18 protein-coding genes are annotated in these 18,348 nt (G+C 62.9%); 6 read left to right on the top strand and 12 right to left on the bottom strand.

The features are described from left to right. The first annotated feature begins 93 nt into the window (after positions 1-93). The 3 genes from AC1D0N_RS13380 (at position 94) to AC1D0N_RS13370 (ending at position 3,928) form a co-directional block, all read left to right on the top strand. A complete protein-coding gene (locus tag AC1D0N_RS13380) occupies positions 94-1,026 on the top strand; it encodes an alpha/beta fold hydrolase (protein ID WP_477244538.1) in 933 nt (310 codons plus the stop codon). Positions 1,027-1,106: 80 nt separating this feature from the next. Next, the gene (locus AC1D0N_RS13375; RefSeq protein WP_477244536.1) at positions 1,107-2,282 is read left to right on the top strand and encodes a CaiB/BaiF CoA transferase family protein; all 1,176 of its coding nucleotides are present in this window, start codon (positions 1,107-1,109) and stop codon (positions 2,280-2,282) included. Further along, positions 2,279-3,928 carry a thiamine pyrophosphate-binding protein gene (locus tag AC1D0N_RS13370; protein WP_477244534.1) on the top strand — a complete coding sequence of 550 codons (1,650 nt, stop codon included), beginning with the start codon at positions 2,279-2,281 and terminating at the stop codon, positions 3,926-3,928. Before AC1D0N_RS13375 ends, AC1D0N_RS13370 begins: the two co-directional genes overlap by 4 nt. A 49-nt stretch (positions 3,929-3,977) precedes the next feature. Here AC1D0N_RS13370 and AC1D0N_RS13365 read toward each other — a convergent pair whose 3' ends face one another. Together AC1D0N_RS13365 and AC1D0N_RS13360 are read right to left on the bottom strand one after the other, a co-directional pair. Then, a complete protein-coding gene (locus AC1D0N_RS13365; protein WP_477244532.1) occupies positions 3,978-4,421 on the bottom strand; it encodes a CHRD domain-containing protein in 444 nt (147 codons plus the stop codon). 164 nt (positions 4,422-4,585) lie between these two features. Further along, on the bottom strand, positions 4,586-5,869 hold the full coding sequence (locus AC1D0N_RS13360; RefSeq protein WP_477244530.1) for a cystathionine gamma-synthase family protein: 1,284 nt from the start codon (positions 5,867-5,869) through the stop codon (positions 4,586-4,588). A gap of 123 nt (positions 5,870-5,992) precedes the next feature. Here AC1D0N_RS13360 and AC1D0N_RS13355 point away from each other — a divergent pair, with 123 nt between their 5' ends. Beyond that, positions 5,993-6,451: an Lrp/AsnC family transcriptional regulator gene (locus AC1D0N_RS13355; RefSeq protein WP_477244528.1), complete on the top strand. Its 459-nt coding sequence runs from the start codon at positions 5,993-5,995 to the stop codon at positions 6,449-6,451. A gap of 127 nt (positions 6,452-6,578) precedes the next feature. Here the strand turns inward: AC1D0N_RS13355 and AC1D0N_RS13350 are convergent, their stop codons facing one another. The 4 genes from AC1D0N_RS13350 to AC1D0N_RS13335 all read right to left on the bottom strand — a co-directional run bounded on the left by AC1D0N_RS13350 (position 6,579) and on the right by AC1D0N_RS13335 (position 10,809). Next, positions 6,579-7,550 carry an ABC transporter substrate-binding protein gene (locus AC1D0N_RS13350; protein WP_477244526.1) on the bottom strand — a complete coding sequence of 324 codons (972 nt, stop codon included), beginning with the start codon at positions 7,548-7,550 and terminating at the stop codon, positions 6,579-6,581. Between the two features lie 40 nt (positions 7,551-7,590). Next, a complete protein-coding gene (locus tag AC1D0N_RS13345; protein ID WP_477244525.1) occupies positions 7,591-8,745 on the bottom strand; it encodes an ABC transporter permease in 1,155 nt (384 codons plus the stop codon). Continuing rightward, positions 8,742-9,620 carry an ABC transporter permease gene (locus AC1D0N_RS13340; RefSeq protein WP_477244523.1) on the bottom strand — a complete coding sequence of 293 codons (879 nt, stop codon included), beginning with the start codon at positions 9,618-9,620 and terminating at the stop codon, positions 8,742-8,744. The genes AC1D0N_RS13345 and AC1D0N_RS13340 overlap by 4 nt, the downstream gene beginning before the upstream one ends. 397 nt (positions 9,621-10,017) lie before the next feature. Next, positions 10,018-10,809, bottom strand: a complete 792-nt coding sequence (locus AC1D0N_RS13335; RefSeq protein ID WP_477244521.1) for an ABC transporter ATP-binding protein — start codon at positions 10,807-10,809, stop codon at positions 10,018-10,020. Positions 10,810-10,925: 116 nt separating this feature from the next. On the opposite strand from AC1D0N_RS13335, the gene AC1D0N_RS13330 reads away from it, so the two are divergent. Continuing rightward, positions 10,926-11,330, top strand: a complete 405-nt coding sequence (locus AC1D0N_RS13330; protein WP_477244519.1) for a cupin domain-containing protein — start codon at positions 10,926-10,928, stop codon at positions 11,328-11,330. Between the two features lie 17 nt (positions 11,331-11,347). Here the strand turns inward: AC1D0N_RS13330 and AC1D0N_RS13325 are convergent, their stop codons facing one another. The 5 genes from AC1D0N_RS13325 to aptA all read right to left on the bottom strand — a co-directional run bounded on the left by AC1D0N_RS13325 (position 11,348) and on the right by aptA (position 16,286). Beyond that, a complete protein-coding gene (locus tag AC1D0N_RS13325) occupies positions 11,348-11,758 on the bottom strand; it encodes a hypothetical protein (RefSeq protein WP_477244517.1) in 411 nt (136 codons plus the stop codon). Then, on the bottom strand, positions 11,749-12,078 hold the full coding sequence (locus AC1D0N_RS13320) for a hypothetical protein (RefSeq protein WP_477244515.1): 330 nt from the start codon (positions 12,076-12,078) through the stop codon (positions 11,749-11,751). Before AC1D0N_RS13320 ends, AC1D0N_RS13325 begins: the two co-directional genes overlap by 10 nt. A gap of 44 nt (positions 12,079-12,122) precedes the next feature. Beyond that, a complete protein-coding gene (gene hydA / locus AC1D0N_RS13315) occupies positions 12,123-13,574 on the bottom strand; it encodes a dihydropyrimidinase (protein WP_477244513.1) in 1,452 nt (483 codons plus the stop codon). A 63-nt stretch (positions 13,575-13,637) separates the two neighbouring features. Continuing rightward, positions 13,638-14,888: a Zn-dependent hydrolase gene (locus tag AC1D0N_RS13310; RefSeq protein WP_477244511.1), complete on the bottom strand. Its 1,251-nt coding sequence runs from the start codon at positions 14,886-14,888 to the stop codon at positions 13,638-13,640. Positions 14,889-14,957: 69 nt separating this feature from the next. Continuing rightward, positions 14,958-16,286 (bottom strand): omega-aminotransferase AptA, encoded by a 1,329-nt coding sequence (aptA, locus tag AC1D0N_RS13305; RefSeq protein ID WP_477244509.1) that lies wholly within the window; start codon positions 16,284-16,286, stop codon positions 14,958-14,960. Between the two features lie 239 nt (positions 16,287-16,525). Here aptA and AC1D0N_RS13300 point away from each other — a divergent pair, with 239 nt between their 5' ends. Then, positions 16,526-17,155, top strand: coding sequence for a TetR family transcriptional regulator C-terminal domain-containing protein (locus AC1D0N_RS13300; RefSeq protein ID WP_477244507.1), 630 nt, complete (start codon positions 16,526-16,528; stop codon positions 17,153-17,155). Positions 17,156-17,448: 293 nt separating this feature from the next. On the opposite strand, the gene AC1D0N_RS13295 is transcribed toward AC1D0N_RS13300, so the two are convergent. Beyond that, complete coding sequence (locus tag AC1D0N_RS13295) at positions 17,449-18,321, bottom strand: helix-turn-helix transcriptional regulator (RefSeq protein WP_477244505.1); 873 nt, start codon at positions 18,319-18,321, stop codon at positions 17,449-17,451. Between the last annotated feature and the right edge of the window lie 27 nt (positions 18,322-18,348).

The raw sequence follows: 18,348 nt of genomic DNA, 5'->3' as shown, positions 1-18,348 counted from the left end.
TTGACAGCATGCTGTCAATCTCTCCTAAGTGGGAAGGTGACATCCCTTGACGTTGATCGCGCCGTCGCCCAACAGTCGCCGACGGAGCGAGACATGCCATTTGACAAGCAGACGACGCTGGCCTCACCGACCGGGGCCGCGCTCAACCTCTATGTGAAGCACGCGACAGGCGCCGCGCGCGCCGTCGTCCAAGTCAATCACGGGTTGGCCGAGCATGCCGCGCGCTATGCCCGCTTCGCCGATTTCCTTGGCGAGCGCGGCTACCATGTCTACGCGCATGATCATCGCGGCCACGGCGCCACCAGGGCGCCCGACGCCCCGCTGGGCAGGTTCGCCGACACGCAGGGTGGCGCCAAGGTCATCGCCGATGTCGTCGCCGTCCATGATCTCATCGCCAGGGAGCAGCCGGGCCTGCCGGTCATTGTCTTTGGCCATTCCATGGGCGCGTCTGTGGCGCTGAATTTCGTCCTGCGCCACTCCGCACGCATCCATGCCGCCGCCATCTGGAACGGCAATTTCTCCGCCGGTCTGCTCGGCCAGGTGGCTCTGGGCATTCTTGCCTGGGAGAAATTCAGGCTGGGTTCCGACGTGCCGTCGCGCGTGCTGCCCAGACTGACCTTTCAGGCCTGGGGCAAGGCCGTGCCCAATCACCGCACGATGTTCGACTGGCTGTCGCGCGACGAGGCAGAGGTGGCCAAATACATCGCCGATCCGCTGTGCGGCTGGGATGCATCGGTGTCGATGTGGCAGGACATCGTCCAGATGGCACTCAACGGCGGCGGCAACCGCAATTTCGCGACCGTGCGGCGCGACCTGTTCGTCAATCTGGTAGGCGGTGAGAAGGACCCGGCCTCGGATGGCGGCAAGGCGGTCCGCCATCTCACCGGGCGCATGCACATGATGGGCTTTTCGAATCTCGTTTCAAAGGTTTACGCCGAGACCCGCCACGAAAGCCTCAACGAGGTGAATCGAGATATCATCATGGACGATTTCGCCCTATGGGCCGACGGCGTACTGAAACCCTGACCGGTTGGCCCATTGCAAGGGCCGTGACAGCAGCGATAGGGATTGATAGAGGCTGCGCTTTCGAGCAATCACGGTGATCCATGACTGAGCCTCCGCTGAAAGGCATCCGCGTCATTGAACTGGCCCGCATCCTTGCCGGGCCATGGGCGGGACAGTTGCTTGCCGATCTCGGCGCCGACGTTATCAAGGTCGAGAGCCCGGACGGCGGCGACGACACCCGCAAATGGGGTCCACCCTTCGTCATGAGCCATGACGGCGAGAACCTGTCGGCCGCCTACTATCATTCCTGCAATCGCGGCAAGCGCTCCATCGCTGTCGATTTCTCGACGCCGGAGGGAGCCGAGACCGTACGCCGGCTGGTGGCGCCCGCAGACGTGCTGATCGAGAACTTCAAGCTCGGCGGTCTCAGGAAATACGGGCTCGACCATGACAGCCTGCGCAAGATCAACCCGCGTCTTGTATATTGTTCGATCACCGGTTTCGGCCAGGACGGGCCTTACGCGCCCCGCGCCGGCTATGATTTCATCATCCAGGCCATGGCCGGCATGATGTCGATCACCGGCGAGGCCGGCCGTGAGCCGCAAAAGGCCGGCGTCGCCATCTCGGACATTTTTACCGGCCTCTACTCGGTCATAGCCATCCAGGCAGCCCTTCGCCATGCCGAGAAGACCGGCGAAGGCCAGCACATCGACATGGCGCTGTTCGACACTCAGATCTCGGCGCTCGGCAACCAGAACCTCAACTATCTGGTCTCCGGCAAATCTCCGGTGCAGATGGGCAACGCGCATATGAACATCGCGCCCTACGAGGTTGTGCCGGTCCGGGACGGCCACATCATCCTGGCGGTCGGCAATGATGGCCAGTTCGCCAAATTCTGCGCCGCCGTCGGGCTCGACGACCTGCCGGCGAACCCCGATTTCGCCACCAATCCGGCCCGGGTCGCCAACCGGGCGAAATTGCGCGAACGCATGATCGACGCGCTGAAGATTTTTGATCGCGATCCATTATTGGCAAAGCTGGAGGCGGCAAGCGTGCCGGCCAGTCCGATCAACACTATCGGCCAGATGTTTGCCGATCCGCAGACCATCGCGCGTGGCATGCGGCTCGACCTCGATGACGGCCATGGCAATCTTTTGCCCTCGGTGCGCGCGCCGATGGTGATGTCCGGCACACCGCTGGTCTATGAGCGCCCCTCGCCGCGCCTGGGCGAACACACCGAAGAAATTCTTGCTGAGCTGGAGAGATCAGGACAATGAAGACCGGCGGACAACTGATCGTCGACGCGCTCGAAGCCAACGGCACCGACCGCATCTATTGCGTGCCTGGCGAATCCTACCTCGCCGTGCTCGACGCGCTGCACGATTCAGCGATCCGCACCATCGTCTGCCGCCAGGAAGGCGGTGCCGCGATGATGGCTGACTGCCATGGCCGCCTGACCGGCAAGCCCGGCATCTGCTTCGTCACCCGCGGCCCCGGCGCCACCAACGCCTCGGCCGGCATTCACATCGCCATGCAGGATTCGGTTCCCGTCATCCTGTTCATCGGCCAGGTCGCCAGCCACGCCAAGGAACGCGAGGCCTTTCAGGAAGTCGACTATAAGCGCTTCTTCGGCGATATCGCCAAATGGGTGGTCGAGATCGACGACGCCTCGCGTATTCCCGAATTCGTCACCCGCGCCTTCGCGGTGGCGACATCAGGCCGTCCCGGCCCGGTGGTCATCTCGCTGCCGGAAGACATGCTGACAAGCCTGGTCGAAGCACCCGCTGCCTTGCCGCATACGCCCGTCGAAACCCGGCCCGGCGAGGCCGAGCTCGACACGCTGGAAAAGCTGCTCGGCAAGGCCAAGCGGCCCTTCGTCATTCTTGGCGGCACGCGCTGGGATGCAGAAGCCGTCGCGCAAATACGCACGATCGCCGGGGCCTGGTCGCTGCCGGTCGGCTGCTCCTTCCGCCGGCAGATGCTGTTCGATCATCTGCACCCGAACTATGCCGGTGATGTCGGCATCGGCATCAACCCCAAGCTGGCGACGGCGATCAAGCAGGCCGACCTTGTCCTGCTCATCGGCGGCCGCATGGGCGAAATGCCTTCCTCCGACTACACGCTGCTGAAAAGCCCCTATCCCGACCAGACGCTGGTCCATATCCATGCCGATGCCGGCGAGCTTGGCCGCGTCTACCGGCCGACGCTGGCGATCAACGCCTCGCCATCCGCCTTTGTCGAAGCCTTTGCCAGGCGCAAGCCTTCCGGCGAGCCGGCATGGGCGACTGAGACGCCGAAACTTCATGCCGTCTATCTCGACTGGTCGACGCCGCCGGAAAGCGGTCCCGGCTCCGTCCAGATGGGGCCGATCATGAATTACCTGGAAAAGATGCTGCCCGACGACGCCATCCTTACCAACGGCGCCGGCAACTACGCCACCTGGGTGCATCGCTTCCACCGCTTCCGACGCTTCGCCACCCAAGGCGCGCCGACCTCAGGCTCGATGGGTTACGGCACACCGGCGGCGGTTGCCGCCAAAGAGCTGTTCCCGGACCGCGATGTCATCGCCTTTGCCGGCGACGGCTGTTTCCTGATGAACGGGCAGGAATTTGCCACCGCCGTGCAATACGACCTGCCGATCATCGTCATCGTCGTCAACAACGGCATTTACGGCACCATCCGCATGCATCAGGAGCGCGAATATCCCGGCCGCGTCGTCGCCACGGATCTCAAAAATCCCGACTTCGCGGCTTTGGCCCGCGCCTATGGCGGCCATGGCGAGACGGTCGAGAAGACCGCCGACTTCGCCCCGGCTTTCGAGCGTGCCCGCGCCAGCGGCAAGCCGGCGATCGTCGAGATTAGGCTCGACCCGGAGGCGATCACGCCGACGCGGACCATGACCCAGATCCGCGACAAGGCCTGACGAAACAAAAAGGGGCGGTCGCCCGCCCCTTTTGTCAACTCGTCTTGCGCTACTTCGCCGCCTCGATCTGCCCGCGGATCTCGCCGTCCTTGTTGGCGGCGGTGTGGACATTGACGTAATAGTTGCCGGCCGCCAGGTCGGCGGCCTGCGCGTCGGTCAGCTCCGCCGAACCCTTGATCGGGCTCTTGAGCTTGCCTTTGAACGGGATGACGGGAGGTGCGCTCGCACCCACCGCCGCCGGACCGTGAATATGCGCGGCCGTCGCCGCCCCGCTGAGGCCGGAATATTTGACGTTCCAGCTCAGCTTCTTCTTGGCGGTGTCGAAGGTGAAGGTTGCGGTGCCTTTGCCCTTGGTGGTGACGGGTGGGCTCTGCTGGCTGCCATCGAGCGTCGCCTTGTACTTCACCACCTCGGCCATGGCCGGGGATGCGAGCAGGAAAGCCGTCGAAATGGCCAGCGCCGAAAGCACTGGCAGGAAAGAGTGTGTGCGCATGAAGAACCTCCGATTGGCTTGTCGCATACGTCGCTGCCCCCGGCACGCGCATACCTCAACGCAACGGCTGGGCGGCGCAATGTTTCCCTGCACACGTTTTTGTGACTGGGAAACCATCAAAAAGGGGCGGTCACCCGCCCCTTTCCAGCTTCCAGAAGAAGCCGTCAGACGGCCGCGAGCGCCTGCGTCAGATCGGCGATCAGATCGTCCGGGTGCTCGACACCGATGGAGAGTCTGACCGTGGTCTCGAGCACGCCGATGCGCTGGCGCACATCGAAGGGAATACCCGAATGGGTCATGGCCGCCGGATGGCTGGCCAGCGATTCCGTTCCGCCCAGGCTCACCGCCAGCTTGAAGATCTGCAGCCCGTTGAGAAAGGCGAAAGCCGCCTTCTGCCCGCCCCTTATGTCGAACGAGAAAGTCGAGCCGGCGCCGGTGCACTGTGCGAGATAGGCGCGGCCCGCTTGCGTATCCTCGCCCAGGAACGGCAGGTAATGCACCTTCTCGACCTTGGCATGATCGCGCAGGAATTCGGCGACCATGCGCGCATTGTCGTTCGCCCGCTCCATGCGGATCGACAGCGTTTCCAGCGAGCGGCCGAGCATCCAGCAGGAATGCGGGTCGAGCTGCGTGCCGATAGCGCCGCGCAGCGCCTTGATCGGCTTGGTGACCGCCTTGCTGCCCATGGCCGCACCGGCGATCAGATCGGAATGGCCGCCGACATATTTGGTCAGTGAATAGACGGAAACGTCGGCGCCGTGTTCGATGGGCCGCTGAAACACTGGGCCGAGCAGCGTGTTGTCGCAAACGATGATCGGCGCCACACCTTGCCTGGCGCCGATCTCGTCGGCGATCTTCCGCATCAGCGCGATATCGACCAGGCTGTTGGTCGGATTTGACGGCGTCTCGATCAGAATGACCGAGACGCGGCCTTTCGCGACGGCAGCTTCGGCAGCCGCGCGCACCGCCGTCTCGTCGACACCATCGGCGAAGCCGACGGCGCCGATGCCGAAGCCGGAAAGCGTGCGCGTCAACAGCGTCTCGGTGCCGCCATAGAGCGGCTGCGAATGCAGGATGACATCACCCGGGCGGGCATAGGCCAGCAATGTCGTGGCGATCGCCGACATGCCTGACGAAAACAGGATGCAGGCATCCGTCCCCTCATAGATCGCTAGCCGGTCCTCGACGATCTCTGAGTTGGGATGGTTGAAGCGCGAATAGACCAGACCGGACGCCGTGCCACTCGGCGGTTCCTTGCGGCCGGACGTGTAGTCGAAGAAGTCGCGCCCCTCTTCGGCCGACTTGAACACGAAGGTCGAGGTCAGGAACACCGGTGGCTTGACCGCGCCCTCGGAAAGCTGCGGATCGAAGCCATAGCTCAGCATCAGCGTCTCCGGGTGGAGCTTGTGGTTGCCGATATGGGTTTTCGAAGGGCGTGGCGCGGGCATGGCTGTTTCCTGCTTCTCGAGTGATATCGCGCGGCAATTTATGCGATCTCCGGCACGCAGTCCTTGCTATTTCCGGGCTGCCATGGCTGCATTTGCGCAACGAATTGCTGAAAGAGCGCAAAAATGCAGCAGAAGATAGCCGATGATTTCGACCGCAAGATCCTGCATGAACTGCGGGCCGACGCGCGCATCACCAACAACGAGCTTGCCGAGCGCATCGGCCTGTCGCCGTCGCCTTGCCTCAGGCGCGTGCGGCGGCTGGAGGAAACCGGTGTCATCCGAGGCTACACCACGTTGATCGATCCCGCCGCCTTCGGCTGGAGCATGGTCGCCATCGCCACCGTCCGGCTCAGCCGCCAGAACGAAGACGAGATCGTCATGTTCGAGGACGCGATCCGCGGCTGGGAAGAGGTGCTGGAATGCCACCTCGTCACTGGATCGCGCGACTATGTGCTGAAAGTGGTGACGGGCAGCCTCGAACAGTATGAGCGCTTCATCAAGGAAAAGATCGCGCGGCTGAAATGCGTCGCCTCGATCGAGACCAGCTTCGTCATGAACACCATAAAGGAACGGCGCCTCTGACAATGCATGTCGCCCAAAAGTGGGCAGCGGTTTTGGGGACAACGACTGCATCAAACAAAGAAAGAGAGCGGTTCTTTCGAACCGCTCTCTCAGAGGCGCCGTTTTTGAGATCGGAATACTGCCAGGCTTATTTGATCGCCTTGTCGGTGATGGCGGTCGTATAGGCGCCGGTCGGCTCCTTAGTGATGATCTTCTGGTCGAGCAGCGCCTTGGCGGTGCGTTCGTAGGTCGCCGGATCGAGCTTGCCGTCTGCATTGTCGACCAGCTTGGCGACTTCGCCCATCATGCGCTTCTGGTGGTTCTCGTCCTGGCCGCCATTGTCCATGACGATGCCTGCCGCCTCGTCATTGTTGTCGACGGCGTATTTCCAGCCCTTCATCGACGCGCGCACGAAACGCACCATCTTGTCTTCGAAGGCCGGATCCTTGAGCTTGTCTTCCGAGGCATAGAGCCCGTCTTCAAGCAGATCGTTGCCCATGGCCGAGTAGTTGAACACCGTCAGCTGATCCGGCTTGTAGCCAGCGTCGATCAGCTGCCAGTACTCGTTGTAGGTCATGACCGAGATGCAATCCGCCTGCTTCTGGATCAGCGGCTGCACGTCAAAGCTCTGCTTCAGCACGGTGACGCCATCGGCGCCGCCTTCGGTCTTCAGGCCAAGCTTGTTCATCCAGGCATAGAACGGATATTCGTTGCCGAAGAACCAGACGCCGAGCGTGTGGCCCTTGAAGTCGGCTTCGGTCTTGATCGGGCCGTCCTTCGGGCAGACCAGCTCCATGCCGGCCTTCTTGAACGGCTGCGCGATGTTGACCAGCGGCACGCCCTTTTCGCGTGCGGCCAGTGCGCCGCCCATCCAGTCGACGATCACGTCGGCGCCACCACCGGCAATCACCTGCTCGGGCGCAATGTCGGGACCGCCCGGCTTGATCTCGACGTCGAGGCCTTCGGCTTCATAAAAACCCTTGGCCTTGGCGACATAGTAGCCGGCGAACTGAGCCTGCGTGACCCATTTCAGCTGCAACGTCACCTTGTCGGCGGCCATGGCCTGGAACGCAGCAAGCGACATCGCGCCGGCCAGCATCGGAATAATCAGTTTTTTCATGTTTTTACCCTCTGAAGTTAACACCCTAAACCCACCGCCCCTATCCACCACGGACAGAGGGATGCCAAAACGTGACGGCTCTCTCGAAAAGAGCGACCACGCCATAAAAGACCGAACCCGCAAGTGCTGCAACTGCGATTTCGGCCCAGACCATGTCGATGTTCATCCGCCCGACCTCGGTCGAAATACGGAATCCCATGCCGACCACCGGCGTACCGAAGAACTCGGCGACGATGGCGCCGATCAGCGCCAGCGTCGAGTTGATCTTCAGCGCGTTGAAGATAAAGGGAGCGGCGGCCGGCAGCCTGAGCTTGAACAGCGTCTCCCAGTAGCCGGACGCATAAGTGCGCATCAGGTCGCGCTCCATGTGACCGGAGGCGGTAAGTCCGGCGACCGTGTTTACCAGCATCGGGAAGAAGGTCATGATGATGACCACCGCCGCCTTGGACTGCCAGTCGAAGCCGAACCACATGACCATGATCGGCGCCACGCCGATGATCGGCAGCGCCGAGACCATGTTGCCGATCGGCAGCAGGCCGCGGCGCAGGAACGGCACGCGGTCGGCCGCGATGGCCACGAGGAAGCCTGCGCCGCTGCCGACGATATAGCCGAAGATCACCGCCTTGAAGATGGTCTGCCTGACGTCCGCTCCCAGCACCGGCAGGGAGCCGGCAATGCGCGCGCCGATGGCGCTTGGCGGCGGCAGCAGGATGAAGGGGATGCCGGCGCCACGTGTGATCGCCTCCCAGAGGATCAGGATCCAGGCGCCGAAGATGGCAGGGATGATCAGGCGCAGTACCGTCTTCGCCCAATTCGCGACAGGGCGCAGGGAAGACAGCACCGCCACGCAGCGCCATCCCAGAAGCCACGCAGCGGCGAGCACCAGGAAATACGGCGCCAGTGCCGCACCTTCGAACCCGTTTATTCCCGTGATCAACAGCCAGGCGGTGAGATGCGCGCCGACGAACAGCACCAGAGCTTCAACTATGGCCGGCAGCTTGGTCATCGAGACTAACGCTGCGATCACAAGCAGGCCGTACATCAACCCCTTCGTCACCAGATAGGGATAGTCGAAGGATGCTTCAGGTTGCGCCAACGCCGCCGCTTCCGGCTTCGACATCGCGCCAAGCGCGATTGCGATCAGGCACAAGAGGATCGCCAGCACCGTCTGCCAGGAGGGCTTCAGCCAGTTCATGCCGGCCTCCCGCCCATGGCGCGGTCGACGATGCGCCCGGCGATGCCGACCACCATGACCAGCAACGCCGCCACCACCGAACCGGCAACCAGCGTCGACCAGATATCGATGGATTGGCTGTAATAGGCACCTGCCAGCAGCTTGGCGCCAATGCCGGCGACAGCACCCGTCGGCAGTTCGCCGACAATGGCGCCGACCAGGCTCGCCGCCACAGCCACCTTCATCGAGGTGAACAGGAACGGCACCGAAGCCGGCGCCCGCAATTTCCAGAAGGTCTGCGAACCGCTGGCATTGTAGGTGTGCATCAGGTCGAGATGCATGATCTCGGGCGAGCGCAGCCCCTTCACCATGCCGACGGCCACTGGGAAGAACGACAGATAGGTCGAGATCAACGCCTTCGGGATCAGCCCACTGATGCCGATCGCCCCCAGCACGACGATGATCATCGGCGCCACCGCCAGGATCGGAATGGTCTGCGAGGCTATGATCCACGGCATCAGGCTGCGGTCGAGCGTCGCCACATGCACGATGCCGACCGCAATGATGATGCCGAGCGCTGTGCCGAAAGCGAAACCGAGCAGCGTCGACGACAGCGTCACCCAGGCATTGTAGACGAGGCTGCGGTTCGAGGTGATGGGCCGCAGGAAAGTGTTTTCAAAAAAGTTCACCGCAACCTGGTGCGGCGCCGGCAATGTCGGCTTCGGCTGTGACAGCGTCTTGCCGATGAATTCGACGACCCCCGGCGCCTCATTGGAGCGGCGGTCGAGATCGCGCTGGAACGGCGCGTTGAGGACAACGGCCATGATGTACCAGAGGATCACCACGCCAGCGAGGATCGAGGTCACGGGGATGAGCTTGTCGCGGAAAGAGTCCATCTAGCGGGCCTCGCAAGCGAGGCGCCCGCCCCGCGTAACGCGGGCGGCCCACCACGCCTTCGTCATCCTAGGGCGAAGCAGGCGCGAAGCGGCCTGCGTAGACCCTAGGATCCATGCTGTGACGTTGGCCGAAGGGTCAAAACGGTTGAGAATACCCAGCAAGCACGACGTCGCGGAAGGTGGTGTATTCTGCACCGTTGCGGGGCGCGAAGGTAACGGCATGGATCCTAGGGTCTGCGCCGCGTCGCTTCGCTCCTTGCTTCGCCCTAGGATGACGAAGGCATGGGTGGCCGCCCGGTCTGCGCACGCCGCTTCGCGGCTGGTTTGCCCTAGGATGACGAAGGCGTGGTTGGCCGCTCCCTCGTGAGGCGGAGGCAGAAGCCCGGTCTGCATCCCCTCAATCATCGTAGCTATGCCCTGCCCGCAGCCCGTCGCGCACGCGCGCTGCGATCGCCAGAAACTCCGGCGTCTCGCGGATGTCGAGCGGCCGCTTCTTCGGCAGGGTCGATTCGATGATGTCGCTGACCCGGCCCGGCCGCGGCGACATGACGACGATCCGCGTCGACAGATACACCGCCTCCGGAATGGAATGCGTGACGAAGCAGATGGTCTTGTTGGTGCGTTCCCAAAGCTCCAGCAGCTGTTCGTTGAGATGGTCGCGCACGATCTCGTCCAGCGCGCCGAACGGCTCGTCCATCAGCAAAAGATCGGCATCGAAGGCGAGCGCGCGGGCGATCGAGGCGCGCTGCTGCATGCCGCCGGAAAGCTGCCAGGGATATTTCTTCTCGAAGCCTGAGAGGTTGACGAGGTCGAGCGTGCGCTTGATCCGCTCGGCTTGCTCCGTTTTGGACAGGCCAATGATCTCCAGCGGCAGCCCCACATTGCGCTCGATCGTGCGCCACGGAAACAGCGCCGCCGCCTGGAAGACGTAGCCATAGGCACGCTTTTCGCGCGCCTGCTCGGGCGTCATGCCGTTGACCGAGATCGTTCCCGAGGTCGGTTTCTCCAGGTCGGCGATGACGCGCAGCAAGGTGGTCTTGCCGCAGCCGGACGGTCCGATGAAGGAGACGAATTCACCCTTGCCGATGGTCAGGTCGACATTGGACAGCGCCTGAACCGGACCGTCATTGGTCTGGAAGGTCAGGCCGAGTTTGCTTGCCGAAACGACGGCTGGCGAAGTCCCTGTCATCGGCTGCAGCCTGCCGTTTCCCGCCGCTGCGGCGCAGACTGAAATCCGATTGATTTTGCCCCGGTGTTGCTTTCCACTCGCCTTGCCCCATCAGATAGACGCCCGGAGTTACCCCGATGTCGCCCAAACCCACTTGTCATCTTATCCGCCCTGAAAGCACTTACCAAGGTAAGCAGGGATTGACCTATTTCGCCGGCATCGCCACGGAGTCGGTCGGCTCCTCCGGCATCTGCATGCATGTGCTCACCATGCCGCCCGGCGCCCGCGCCAAGGCGCATCTGCATGAGAACCATGAAACCGCGATCTATGTGCTCTCCGGCGAAGTCCATACCTGGTATGGCGATCGGCTCGAGAACCACATCGTCGTCAAGGCCGGCGACCTCTTCTACATTCCCGCCGGCGTACCGCATCTGCCGGCCAATCTGAGCAACGCCCCGTCCTCGGCCGTCATTGCCCGCACCGATCCCAACGAACAGGAAAGCGTCGTCCTGCTGCCGGAACTGGATGCGCTGGTCGCCTGAGGCCGGGGCAGAAGCCGTCATCGGCATCGGGACACTTCCCCCATGACATTGCCGTCGGCATCGGCAATCACCAGTTTCTTGGCGTTCTTCGGGCTGCGTTTGACGGTAAACTCGCTTGGCGACTGGCCGTCTTCGCCTTCCGCTTCGCACTGCGCCTTGATGGCAAGCGAGCCATCGGGTTTCGCCTGCTTATCTGTGAAGGTGCAGGCGCTTGCCGCGGTGATCAAATCGGTGCCCGTCAACAGCAGCATATCCTCGGCGTAGACTTCCTGGCCGTTCTTGTTGATGCAGCCGGACTTGTTGCCATAGGGCTTGGACAGGTCGATCGCCTCCGCCGAAGCCGAGCCCGCCGCCAGCACGACAATCATCGAAATGGACAGACCAAAACCGCGCAAGCTCATCCCCCTGGTGCCCAAATTCACAAACATGATTGCAATGGCCCCATTTCTTCAAGGCCGGGAATGGTGACGAAGAAGCCGTCCTCACCCCTATTGGTGACCACAATTGTTTCGGTCGTCGTCCCCGCCTCGCCCTCCGCGGAACAGGTTGCATCAAGCGATTGGGCGCCCGGCACTGAGGTCAATCGCTGTTCGAACCGGCAACCACTGCCATAGGTCTCGATGCCTTCGGCGGTCAAAACGATATACGCATCGCTGTCCTGATAACCCGCCTTGACGCCGGCACAGCCGACATCATTGCCCCAGGAGCCAGCCAGCACGCCAGCCGCCGTTGCCGGGCCGCCGGCCATGGTTGCTACCACCAGTGAAATGAGCGCTGCCGTGTTGGCCAAGCTCAAACCCCGGTCGCCGGAATGCCGGTACGCTCGACCTTGCGCGGCGCAGAAATTTCCTTCCAGGTCGACAGCGCCCGATTGACTGCGGCATTCGGCTCGCGGCCGACGAATTCGCCATGGCCGGGCTTGGCCTTGACCTCGGCTTCCTGGATCGACAGTTCGCCACGCGAGAACACGAAGCGCGGCAGGCCGGTCACCTCAAAACCTTCGAAGACGTTGTAGTCGATCACCGATTGCTGCTTCTTGGCCGAAATCTTCTTCTTGCGTTTCGGATCCCAGACGACGAGGTCGGCGTCCGCGCCTTCGACGATGGCGCCCTTCTTCGGGTACATGTTGAGGATCTTGGCGATGTTGGTCGAGGTCACCGCGACGAACTCGTTCATCGTCAGCCGGCCGGTGTTGACGCCGGTCGTCCACAGCACCGGCATGCGGTCCTCGAGCCCGCCGGTGCCGTTCGGGATCTTGGTGAAGTCGCCGACGCCGTTGCGTTTCTGCTTGGTGGTGAAAGCGCAATGGTCGGTCGCCACCACTTGCAGCGATCCCGCCTGCAGGCCGGCCCACAGCGAATCCTGATGCGATTTGTTGCGGAAGGGCGGGCTCATCACGCGGCGTGCCGCATGGTCCCAGTCCTTGTTGAAATATTCGCTCTCGTCGAGCGTCAGGTGCTGGATCAGCGGTTCGCCGAAGACGCGCATGCCCTTCTGCCGCGCCCGGCGAATGGCTTCGTGCGCCTGCTCGCAGGAGACATGCACGATATAGAGCGGCACGCCGGCCATATCGGCGATCATGATGGCGCGGTTGGCCGCCTCGCCTTCCACTTCCGGCGGCCGCGAATAGGCGTGTCCCTCCGGCCCATTGTTGCCCGCGGCCAAGAGCCTTTGCGACAGAGCGGCGACCACGTCGCCATTCTCGGCATGCACCAGCGGCAGCGCGCCGAGATCGGCACAGCGCTGGAACGACGCATACATCTCGTCGTCGTCGACCATCAGCGCGCCCTTGTAGGCCATGAAATGCTTGAACGAGGTGATGCCTTTGTCGACGACGGTCGCCATCTCGTCGAACACCTGCTTGCCCCACCAGGTGATCGCCATGTGGAAGGAATAATCGCAGGCAGCCTTCGAGGTCTTGTTGTCCCACATCTGCAAGGCCTCGAGCAGCGATTGCTGCGGCGCCGGCAAGCAGAAATCGACCACCATCGTCGTGCCGCCAGCAAGGGCGGCGCGGGTGCCGGATTCGAAATCGTCGGCAGAATAGGTGCCCATGAACGGCATTTCGAGATGGGTGTGCGGATCGATGCCGCCGGGCATGACGTAGCAGCCGGTGGCGTCGAACTCATGGTCGCCATGCAGGTCCGGCCCGATGGCGATGATCTTGCCGTGCTTGAAAAGCACGTCCGCCTTCCAGGTGCGGTCAGCGGTAACGACGGTGCCGTTCTTGATGACTTTCGACATTTTCTTGTTCCCCTGTTCTCTTCGCGCTTCTTTGCGAGCGGCGTTGGAATCCAGATTTCTAGCTCACTCCACGATGATGGCCGTCTCCACCACCGCATGGAACAGCACGTCGGCACCGGCCGACGCCCATTCCTTGGAGATGTCCTCGGCCTCGTTGTGGCTGAGACCGTCGACGCAGGGGCACATCACCATGGCCGTGGGCGCAACGCGATTGATCCAGCAGGCGTCGTGGCCGGCGCCGGAGACGATGTTGCGGTGGGAATAGCCAAGCCGGTCGGCGGCATCGCGGATCGCCTTGACGCAGCCAGCATCGAAGGTGACCGGGTCGAAATGGCCGACCTGTTCGATCTTGTACAGGATGTCGAGCGCCTCGCAGATCGTGTCGATGCCCTCGCGGATGCGGCCATCCATGGCGTCCAGCACTTCCTTTTCCGGCGAGCGTATGTCGACGGTGAAGACGGTGCGGCCGGCGATGATGTTGCGCGAGTTCGGAAAGACTTCCATGTGGCCGACCGCACCAACGGCGTCGGGCTGGTAGTCCATGGCGATCTCGTGCACCAGCTCGATCACCCGCGCCATGCCAAGCCCTGCATTGCGGCGCTTGGGCATCGGCGTCGAGCCAGTATGCGCCTCCTTGCCGGTCAGCGTCACCTGCAGCCATTTCAGCCCCTGGCCGTGGGTGACGACGCCGATGTCGATGCCTTCGTCCTCGAGGATCGGCCCTTGCTCGATATGCAGCTCGAAGAAGGCGTGGATCTTGCGATCGCCGACCTTCTCGGTGCCTTTCCAGCCGATGCGCTCCAGCTCCTCGCCGAATTTCTTGCCCTGCTTGTCGACATGTTGGTAGACGTCGGCTTGGTCGAGCACGCCGGCGAAAACGCCGGACGCCATCATCGCCGGGGCAAAGCGCGAGCCTTCCTCATTCGTCCAGTTGGTGACGACGATCGGATGTTTGGTCTTGATGCCTAGATCGTTGAGCGAGCGCACCACTTCCAGCCCGCCCAGCACGCCGAGCACACCGTCATACTTGCCACCGGTCGGCTGCGTGTCGAGATGGCTGCCGACATAGACCGGCGGCAGGCTGGGGTCGGTGCCTTCCCTGCGGGCAAACATCGTGCCCATCTCGTCGAGGCCCATTTCGAGCCCCGCTGCTTCGCACCAGCGCTTGAACAGATGCCGCCCCTCGCCGTCCTCGTCGGTCACGGTCTGGCGATTGTTGCCGCCGGCAACGCCGGGGCCGATCTTCGCCATCTCCATGATGGAATCCCACAAACGGTCTGAATTGATTCGCAGATTCTCGCCGGGTGCGGCCATTCAAGATCCTCTCATCTCATTCACGCAAAAGGCGGCGGTTCCCGACGCCGCCCTTTGCCCGGTCAAGTTTTAGTCGACCGCCCTCAAGACTTCACGGACATGGTCGATCAATTCGTTGATCTGGCCCTTGGTGATGATCAGCGGCGGCGACAGCGCGATGATGTCGCCGGTGGTGCGGATCAGTGCACCGCGCTCGAACGCCTTGACGAAGGCCGAGAAGGCCCGCTTCGTCGGTTGCCCGGCAATCGGCGCCAGCTCGATCGCCCCGATCAGGCCGATGTTCCTGATGTCGATGACGTTCGGCTCGCCCTTCAGCGAATGCAGCGCGTCCTCCCAATAGGGCGCCAACTCCTCGCCGCGGGTCAGCAAGCCTTCTTCCTTGTAGGTATCGAGCGTGCCGAGCGCCGCCGCGCAGGCGATCGGATTGCCCGAATAGGTGTAGCCGTGGAAGAATTCGATCATGTGCTCGGGGCCGGTCATGAAGGCGTCGTGGATCTCCTTCTTGACGAACACCGCGCCCATCGGGATGACGCCGTTGGAAACGCCCTTGGCGGTGGTCATGATGTCGGGCGTGACACCGAAATAGTCGGCGGCGAACGGCGTGCCTAGGCGGCCGAAACCGGTTATGACCTCATCGAAGATCAGCAGGATGCCGTGCTTGGTGCAGATTTCGCGCAGCTTCTGCAGATAGCCCTTGGGCGGCAGGATGACGCCGGTGGAGCCGGCGACCGGCTCGACGATGACGGCGGCGATTGTCGAAGCGTCATGCAGGGCGACGATGCGCTCCAGCTCGTTGGCCAGCTCCGCGCCATGTTCGGGCACGCCCTTGGTGAATGAGTTTTTCTCCGGCAGATGCGTGTGCGGCATATGGTCGACGCCGCCGAGCAGCGTGCCGAACATCTTGCGGTTGCTGACGATGCCGCCGACCGAAATGCCGCCGAAATTGACGCCGTGATAGCCGCGTTCGCGACCGATCAGGCGCGTGCGCGCGCCTTCGCCCTTGGCGCGATGATAGGCGATTGCCATCTTCAGCGCGGTGTCGACCGATTCCGATCCGGAATTGGTGAAGAAGACATGGTCCATGCCCTTAGGCGCGATGTCGACCAGCCGATTGGCCAGTTCGAACACGATCGGATGGCCCATCTGGAAGGCCGGCGCATAGTCGAGCTCGGCCGCCTGGTGCTGGATCGCCTCGGTGATCTTCGGCCGGCAGTGGCCGGCATTGACGCACCAGAGACCCGCTGTGCCGTCCAGCACCTTGCGACCGTCGCTGGTCGTGTAATGCATGTCCTTGGCGGACACCATCATGCGTGGTGCCTGCTTGAACTGCCGGTTCGCCGTGAACGGCATCCAGAATGCGCTGAGATCGTTCGGCGTGACTTTCAGCCGGTTGGACATGACCAAGACTTCCCCTTGTAACCTGTTTCGCTGCGGCCAACGCTTGGTCTTTGTTGCGATTTCGTGCTACGCAAATTTTTGACCGATTGGACAAACGTTAGCACCGCCCTGTCGGCGGTCAAGGGATTACTAGCGGAAATGCGGCATCTGAAGTGCGCTCCACAGGTCAGAGAAAAACTGGTCCAGAGAATTGGTCCAGATGACCCTCGAAGCCAAGGGCTGCCGGGGTGAGCACCGATATGGAAGTCCCCGCCCCGCGCCGCACCCGCATCCAGCAGGAAAAGCGCGAGCTTATCCTGGAGGCGGCGCTCGAGGTCTTCTCCACCAATGGCTTTCGCGGCTCCACCATCGACCAGATCGCCGAGGCCGCCGGCATGTCGAAGCCAAACCTGCTTTATTATTTCCGCCGCAAGGAAGACATCCACGAAACGCTGATGGAGCGGTTGCTCGCGACCTGGCTGGCGCCGCTGCGCGAATTGGACGACATCGGGGATCCGCTGACCGAACTGCGCAGCTACATAAGGCGCAAGCTCGAAATGGCGCGCGATTTTCCCAGGGAAAGCCGGCTGTTCGCCAACGAGATCCTGCAAGGCGCGCCGCGCATCATGCCGCTGCTGGAAGGCGAACTAAAGACGCTGGTCGACGAGAAGGCTGGAGTGATCAAGGGCTGGATGCGCGCTGGCAAGATCGCCAAGACCGATCCCTGGCACCTGATCTTCTCGATCTGGGCAACGACCCAGCATTATGCCGATTTCGACGTCCAGGTCCGCGCCGTGCTCGGCGCCGACCGCGGCGGCGACGGCCGCTTCGAGGATGCCGCCCGCTTCCTGGAACAACTGTTCATCGAAGGGCTGAAGCCGAAGGGGTAACAGGCGAGATCGCGCCTGGGGCTGCCGCAGACGATGGAGATTAGCGAAGCGCATATTGATTTCGTCATTCTAGGGCGAAGCAAGGAGCGCAGCGACGCGGCGCAGACCCTAGAATCGATGCCGTGACGGTCGCCAAAGAGCACGGCGGTTCAGAATGATCGTCGCGCCCAGCCAGAGCTAGTTCTGCACCGTAGCAGCGCTTTGAAGTCGCGGCATGGATCCTCGGGTCTCCGCGTCCGCTGCGCTCCCGCTCCGCCCGTGGATGACGAAGTCGACGGGCGCCGCCACCAACGTCAGGCAGTACGCCGTTCGACGGGTAGCGCGTCCACCAATGCCTGCAGCTTGGCGATCGAGTTCTGCTCGGCGAGCGGCGTGTAGACGATCAGCTTCATGTCCGAGCCGTCGTCGATCGACAGGCTCATATGTTCGAAGGTCATGGCGCCCGCGCTCGGATGCCGGACATGCTTCACCCCCGACAATCGGCGCGCCACGTCGCGTTGCGGCCACCAGTCGCGGAACTCCGGGCTCGAGCGCGTCATCAACGCGATCAGCCGTTCGAAATCCGCATCGCCGACATAGCGGGCGCTTTCCGCCCGGAACGAGGCCAGCACGGTGCGCGCCAGCTGCTCCCAGTCGACCAGCAGGCGCCGGTGGTGCGGATTGGTGAACACCATGTGGACGATGTTGCGGGCGTCGCCCTCCAGCAGGCCATAGTCGCCGAACACCGCTACAGCCGCCGGATTCCAGGCCAGCACATCCCAGCGCCGTCCCACGACATAGGCCGGCTGCAGCACCAGGCTTTGCAGCATATGCAGTAACGGACCGTCGACCTTTTCCGGCGCAACAGTGCGACGCTCCGGCAACTGACGGCCGGCGAGAATGAACAGATGCCGCTTCTCGGCCGCGTCCAGGCGCAGCGCCTCGCTGAGCGCCGCCAGCACCTCCACCGACGGCCGGACCTCACGCCCTTGCTCCAGCCAAGTGTACCAGGTGGTGCCGACGCCGGCGATCATCGCCACTTCTTCGCGCCGCAGCCCTGGCGTGCGCCGCCGCATGCCGGTCGCAATGCCGGTGGCCGACGGCGTCAGCCTTTCGCGGCGCGAGCGCAGGAAGGCGCCAAGCTCGCGCCGGCGACTGTCTTCGGCGGAATGCGACGGGGACTCCATGAGCATATTATAGCAGTATTGATACCA

This window comes from Mesorhizobium sp. P2_E10 (assembly GCF_056404235.1).
Note: the sequence above shows the minus strand (reverse complement) of the source record. Positions and strands in the feature narration are given on the sequence as shown.

Coding starts and splice junctions, on each gene's coding strand:
- AC1D0N_RS13365 (WP_477244532.1), bottom strand. CDS start 4,421: ATGCGCACACACTCTTTCCTGCCAGTGCTTTCGGCGCTGGCCATTTCG.
- AC1D0N_RS13295 (WP_477244505.1), bottom strand. CDS start 18,321: ATGGAGTCCCCGTCGCATTCCGCCGAAGACAGTCGCCGGCGCGAGCTT.
- AC1D0N_RS13370 (WP_477244534.1), top strand. CDS start 2,279: ATGAAGACCGGCGGACAACTGATCGTCGACGCGCTCGAAGCCAACGGC.
- AC1D0N_RS13330 (WP_477244519.1), top strand. CDS start 10,926: ATGTCGCCCAAACCCACTTGTCATCTTATCCGCCCTGAAAGCACTTAC.
- AC1D0N_RS13375 (WP_477244536.1), top strand. CDS start 1,107: ATGACTGAGCCTCCGCTGAAAGGCATCCGCGTCATTGAACTGGCCCGC.
- AC1D0N_RS13300 (WP_477244507.1), top strand. CDS start 16,526: ATGGAAGTCCCCGCCCCGCGCCGCACCCGCATCCAGCAGGAAAAGCGC.
- AC1D0N_RS13350 (WP_477244526.1), bottom strand. CDS start 7,550: ATGAAAAAACTGATTATTCCGATGCTGGCCGGCGCGATGTCGCTTGCT.
- AC1D0N_RS13360 (WP_477244530.1), bottom strand. CDS start 5,869: ATGCCCGCGCCACGCCCTTCGAAAACCCATATCGGCAACCACAAGCTC.
- AC1D0N_RS13355 (WP_477244528.1), top strand. CDS start 5,993: ATGCAGCAGAAGATAGCCGATGATTTCGACCGCAAGATCCTGCATGAA.
- hydA (WP_477244513.1), bottom strand. CDS start 13,574: ATGTCGAAAGTCATCAAGAACGGCACCGTCGTTACCGCTGACCGCACC.
- AC1D0N_RS13310 (WP_477244511.1), bottom strand. CDS start 14,888: ATGGCCGCACCCGGCGAGAATCTGCGAATCAATTCAGACCGTTTGTGG.
- AC1D0N_RS13325 (WP_477244517.1), bottom strand. CDS start 11,758: ATGTTTGTGAATTTGGGCACCAGGGGGATGAGCTTGCGCGGTTTTGGT.
- AC1D0N_RS13380 (WP_477244538.1), top strand. CDS start 94: ATGCCATTTGACAAGCAGACGACGCTGGCCTCACCGACCGGGGCCGCG.
- AC1D0N_RS13335 (WP_477244521.1), bottom strand. CDS start 10,809: ATGACAGGGACTTCGCCAGCCGTCGTTTCGGCAAGCAAACTCGGCCTG.
- AC1D0N_RS13345 (WP_477244525.1), bottom strand. CDS start 8,745: ATGAACTGGCTGAAGCCCTCCTGGCAGACGGTGCTGGCGATCCTCTTG.
- AC1D0N_RS13340 (WP_477244523.1), bottom strand. CDS start 9,620: ATGGACTCTTTCCGCGACAAGCTCATCCCCGTGACCTCGATCCTCGCT.
- AC1D0N_RS13320 (WP_477244515.1), bottom strand. CDS start 12,078: ATGGCCGGCGGCCCGGCAACGGCGGCTGGCGTGCTGGCTGGCTCCTGG.
- aptA (WP_477244509.1), bottom strand. CDS start 16,286: ATGTCCAACCGGCTGAAAGTCACGCCGAACGATCTCAGCGCATTCTGG.